The organism is uncultured Fretibacterium sp., from assembly GCF_938040765.1.
In the GTDB taxonomy this organism is placed as follows: Bacteria; Synergistota; Synergistia; order Synergistales; family Aminobacteriaceae; genus CAJPSE01.
Map to the genome: position 1 here is coordinate 1 of NZ_CALIAA010000103.1, position 4916 is coordinate 4916.

General features: G+C 58.0%; 5 protein-coding genes. All 5 read right to left on the minus strand.

From position 1 onward, the window contains the following. Positions 1 to 177: 177 nt before the first annotated feature. Genes Q0176_RS03825 through Q0176_RS03845 form a run of 5 tightly spaced genes read right to left on the minus strand, consistent with a single transcriptional unit; the run spans position 178 to position 4610 of the window. Positions 178 to 1128 (minus strand): aldo/keto reductase, encoded by a 951-nt coding sequence (locus Q0176_RS03825; protein WP_299299399.1) that lies wholly within the window; start codon positions 1126 to 1128, stop codon positions 178 to 180. Positions 1129 to 1139: 11 nt separating this feature from the next. Beyond that, the gene (locus tag Q0176_RS03830) at positions 1140 to 1652 is read right to left on the minus strand and encodes a hypothetical protein (RefSeq protein ID WP_299299401.1); all 513 of its coding nucleotides are present in this window, start codon (positions 1650 to 1652) and stop codon (positions 1140 to 1142) included. A 60-nt stretch (positions 1653 to 1712) separates the two neighbouring features. After that, positions 1713 to 2498 (minus strand): ABC transporter ATP-binding protein, encoded by a 786-nt coding sequence (locus tag Q0176_RS03835; RefSeq protein WP_299299407.1) that lies wholly within the window; start codon positions 2496 to 2498, stop codon positions 1713 to 1715. 18 nt (positions 2499 to 2516) lie between these two features. Beyond that, positions 2517 to 3530, minus strand: a complete 1014-nt coding sequence (locus Q0176_RS03840; protein ID WP_299299403.1) for an iron ABC transporter permease — start codon at positions 3528 to 3530, stop codon at positions 2517 to 2519. Between the two features lie 12 nt (positions 3531 to 3542). Next, positions 3543 to 4610: an ABC transporter substrate-binding protein gene (locus tag Q0176_RS03845; protein WP_299299405.1), complete on the minus strand. Its 1068-nt coding sequence runs from the start codon at positions 4608 to 4610 to the stop codon at positions 3543 to 3545. Between the last annotated feature and the right edge of the window lie 306 nt (positions 4611 to 4916).

The following is a 4916-nucleotide window of genomic DNA, read 5'->3' on the forward strand; positions in this document are numbered from 1 at the left end:
TGGGAGGTTCGGGAGGCGCTTTACGAGAGGCTGAAGAAAACGGACCTGCGCTGACACCCAACAGGTTGTTTTTTTACACTGCCCCGGCCTCCTCATCGCCGGGGACAGGGCATAGAAGTCCTCCTTCCGCGGCCCCGCGCCAGCCGCCCCCGAAAAAGCTCCGTTGGGACACGGCGTTCAGAGGCTCATCGGGTAGACGCCGAACAACTCCGCCGCTTCCTCGCGCAGAATGTACGGCCTTTCATTGATCGCCTTCGCCACTTCAAAGCGCCTTTCGTGCTCCAAAGGCGAAATCCGCGCCGCAAGCCTTTCCTGCACCAGCGCCATCTCTTCGGTAGTATACGGAACATGCGTCTCGACCGCCGACACGGCCTCGTCTATCTCCGATTTTTCGTTGAAGCCCCCGATCACCGAGTGGACGAACGGGGACGACAGCACATAGTCATACGCCGCCTGGACAAGGGATTGGTCCTTTCTTATCCGGATTGCGCCGAAGACATCCTTAAACATCACGAGCCTGCCCGATCCGAGCGGACACATCGCGATGTTTCCCGCCCCGTTCTCGAACGACGCCCTCAGCCCCTCCATGCGAAAGCGCGCGTTGATTACGTTGAAACCAATGATGTTGAGGTCGAACGGATAATCCGACATAACCCGCTTCATATCGTCATCCTTCATATGACTCGTGATCGCGATATATCGGATCAATCCCTCGTCACGAGCGCGTTCGAGCTCCTTCACGGCGCCGAAGCGCACCGCCCCCAGCCACTCGTTCAGGCTCTTCACGCCCCAAAGACAGGTAAATATGTCTAGCGTATCAAGCCCAAGGCGTTCGAGCGAGGACTCCAAGTTGCGGCGAAATGCTCCCGATTCGGCAGCATGACACTTCGACATGACGTAAAAAGGCAGCTCGCCGCGCTTCATCTCCCGAATAGCCCTGCCGAGAATCGTCTCGGCCTTCCCCTCCGCATAGGAGACCGACGTCTCGAAGAAGTTGATCCCACGCCGGTAAGCGTAGACAACGTTCTCCGCATGGCGTTCGATATCGGTGGGGTCGTCCAGCTGCCGCATGCCGAACGCCACGCGCGACGCCTCCGCCCCCATCCGGCCTAAAGTCGCGTACTTCATAGCGCCGACTTTCAGAGGACTTTAGCGTCGTAGATATCCTCGGCCTTCGATGCCATCAGCCGATCGGCCATCTCACGCTTCATCCCTGCAAGCTCTGTCTCCTCCTCGGGAGTCCTGTCCTTTTTCCTGGCGAGCTGGATGAACTCATCCCGCACGTGACCGGGGCGAATCGTTATCTCGACGGAGCGCCCTCTGTAGGTGAAGCGAAAATAATATCGGCCTCCGGGGCTCTCGATCGCGTCAGCCGCCTCGGGAAGATTTTTGTCGACATGCAAGCGGCCGTCGGTCACGCACCGCGTGACCATCTCAAACGCATCCCGGCCCCCCGGCCCCCCGAACGCCGTGACGAGAGAGATCTCCCGCCGCTCCGGAGGCGTTTTGTCGGAGAGCAGCGGAAAGGCCCTCTCCATGACCTTAAAGGCATGCGCAACCCCGCCCGGGTATCCGGTGCCATGATACTTAAGCATCTCGTCAAAGCTGCACGAAAAATTGACGCCTTTTTCCAACACTTGGATCTCGTTCACCTTGGAACCCCCTATGGAAAATGAAATGTCCGCCAACGGCGGACTCGGTCCGAAACCTCCCTAGCTTGAGTTTCTTGCGAAGACGCAGATGCGGTATCCCGCCTCGGGAACATAGACGATGCGAATGTCCGTTTGATAGATATCGCGCAAGTTCTCCTCGGTGATCACCTCGTCGGCGCTGCCGCAGAGGAACTCTCCCCTCCGGTTCAATATCGCGGTCAGGCCGCCGAGGCGCATCGCATGATCCGGCATGTGCGTCGTCATGACGACCGCATAGCCCTTCTTCGTAAGCTCGCCAATCTTGTTGACCGTCCGGAGTTGATTGCCGAAGTCCAGGTGGTTCGTCGGTTCGTCGAACATGAGGATCTTCGGCTCCTGGACGAGAGCGCGTGCAATCAGAGCCTGTTGGCGCTCTCCGCCGCTGATCCGCGTATAGGGCCTGTCGGCGTAATGAAGGATATTCAGCTCGCCCATCACCGAGTCGGCGAGAGCATAATCGGCCGCCGACGGCCTGCGAAACATCCCCAGATGCGGAGCTCGCCCCATCACGACGAAATCGCGCACGGTATAAGCATACATCGCATTGTGATTCTGCGGCACGAAACCGATGATCCGGGCCACATCTCTAAGCCGCATCCTCGACAGAGGGCAACCGTCGAGAAATATCTTACCACTGCTCGGCGTCAAAAGATTGGCAAGGCAGTTCAGCAGGGTCGATTTTCCCGCACCGTTCGGCCCCAGTATCGTCAGCACCTCGCCAGCGGCGAGGCTCAGGTTCACATCTCGAAATATCTGCCGGCCGGAGCCCCGATAAGAAAACGAAAGATCCCTGACTTCAAGCAGCATCAACAAGGGCCCTCCGTATCACGAGAGGCTCATCCTCTGTCCAGCGAGCACCATGAAATAGAACGGCGCCCCGATGATCCCGGTCAGGATGCTGAGCGGCAGTTCAAGCGACGTAAGCACACGCGCGAGCGTGTCGATCGCCACCATGAAGATGGCCCCCATCAGGAGGCTGACCGGTATCGACTTCGTGTTGTCCTGCCCGACCGTGATACGGCTCAGATGAGGGATGACGAGACCGACCCAGCCAATCGTTCCGCAGACGCAGACCGCCGAAGCGGTGAGCAGCGTCGAACAGATGATGACGACGCCTCTGACGAAGCCGACATGCACGCCGAGAGCCCGCGCCTCTTGTTCGCCCAGCGAGAGGATGTTGATCCTCCAGCTCAGCAGCAGGACCATCAGGCACCCGGCGGCGATCACCGGCGCAATCGCGAAGAGGTCCGAGGACAGGACCTTGACAAGGCTGCCCAGTGTCCAATAGGTGATGTCGGCCAGCTGCGTCTCGGGGTCGGCAATATACTTGATGACGCCAACCACCGAGTCCATCATGCCTCGGACGATCACGCCGGAGAGCACGAGCATCATCATCGACGAGCTGCGAAACAGACGCGGGATCAGCATCGTCAGGGTGACCGCGCCGATGCCGACGGCAAAAGCCAGTGTCTGCACGCCCAGCGAGTTCATCCCGAGCAAAATCGCGATCGCCGCGCCGACGCAGGCGCCCGACGACACCCCAAGCAAATCCGGCGAGACGAGGGGATTCTTGAAGACCCCCTGATACGCGGCGCCGGCGAGAGACAGAGCGGCGCCGACGAGGACAGCGCCAATCGTCCGGGGAAGGCGAAGCGTGAAGATGACGCCGTAAGCCCTGTCGTCCCACGTCTGCGTTACGTCGAAGACGCTCGAGGCCAGAATACGCACTACTTCAGTCACTCTTATACTGTACCTTCCAGCGCACAAAGCGATGAAAAACACGACAACGAGCAATACGACGAGCAGTGTAATCAGTACAGGACAAGATAGTTTTCGCATGGTACGCTTCGGCTATCGGCTCTGTTCGTTCAGGCGAACCCGCAGGATCGTGTCAATCTGCTCTTCCGTCAGATTGTATTTGTAGTACGAGGCGTAGAAATCCCTGATCTCCTTTCGGATGTCGATGTCAGAAAAAAGCTTCGGCTGAACGATCGTAGCCGTCCACTTCATGTAGAGCGGCTTCTCGAAGGAGTTCGGAGGAGCCCATCGGTAGAGACCGGCAGGAACCTTGTAGACGCGGCGATTCTTCACGGCGCTTATCCCGCTCCAGTCCTGGCCGTCAAGGCGATTTTCGTAAAAGTCCTGTGGGGTTACATCGTCAAAGTTGCTGATGAATATGATGTCGGGATTGAAAACAAGGACATCCTCCATCGTCGGAGCCGCCCTGTCTACCGGCAGCTTGAAATTTCTGCCGCCCTCGATCTCCGTAACGTAGTGGTTCATCCCGCCGCCGTAGACCTGAAACTTCGACGCTCTCTGGAAGTGCAGCACTTTCGGCCTGTCCTCTTCGGCAAGTGCCGCAACCGAAGCCTCCTTCCCCTTGAAGTAAGCCTCGGTCTCGTTATACCAGGCGAGCCCTTCCTCGGCGCGCTCACGGCAGTTCAACACATCGCCAAGCAATGCAAGGAGCTCTTTCAGGGAGGCAAGGTCGGTCGCAGACCGGAAGAGCACGCAGGGAATCCCTATCGCCTCGAGCTGCTTCGCCGAATCCATCTGCGAGTCCCAGTTCAGGACGAGGTCGACATCCGCCTCGGCCAGCGCCTCGACATTGAGGGAAAAATCGTTGTTGATCATCGAGGTATTGACGTTCTCGAGTTCCGGTGCGAGAAACCGAAACGTGCCGATCTGCCACCCGGCATAGGACGCCGGGTTGATGGCAACGATGTTTCGTGCGTGTCCCTGCAGGGCGTAAACCATGTTCGGAAGGACCGTCGTCCCGATCGCGATACGCTGAGGCCGATCCGGAACCTTCACCTCGCGTCCGGTCGCGTCGACGATAGTCCTGGTCCCGCCCTCCGCGGCAAACAGACCTCCCGCCCCTGCGAACACCCAGATCATTGCAAAAACAACAGTCAACAAAGAAGACCTTTTTCCTTCAGCGAACATTATATCCCTTCCTTATTGCAATCATAACGCACCATTTATAAGGACAAAAACTGAAGAACACTTCCTCATGTTTCAATTTTTACATGTTATATGTTTGGTTATATAAACTTACAATAAGATACAGCTTTTGTCAAACGACACGCGTTCATCCCTTGGGGAGGGCAGGTCAGCCTGGCGAGTTGCCGAGCGTGCATCTCCCGTTCGGGCTGGGAGGGACGGCAAATCAGCTCTGTGCGGGGCTGGGCATCCCCGTGGTCTCGATCGACGAGAAGGGCAAGA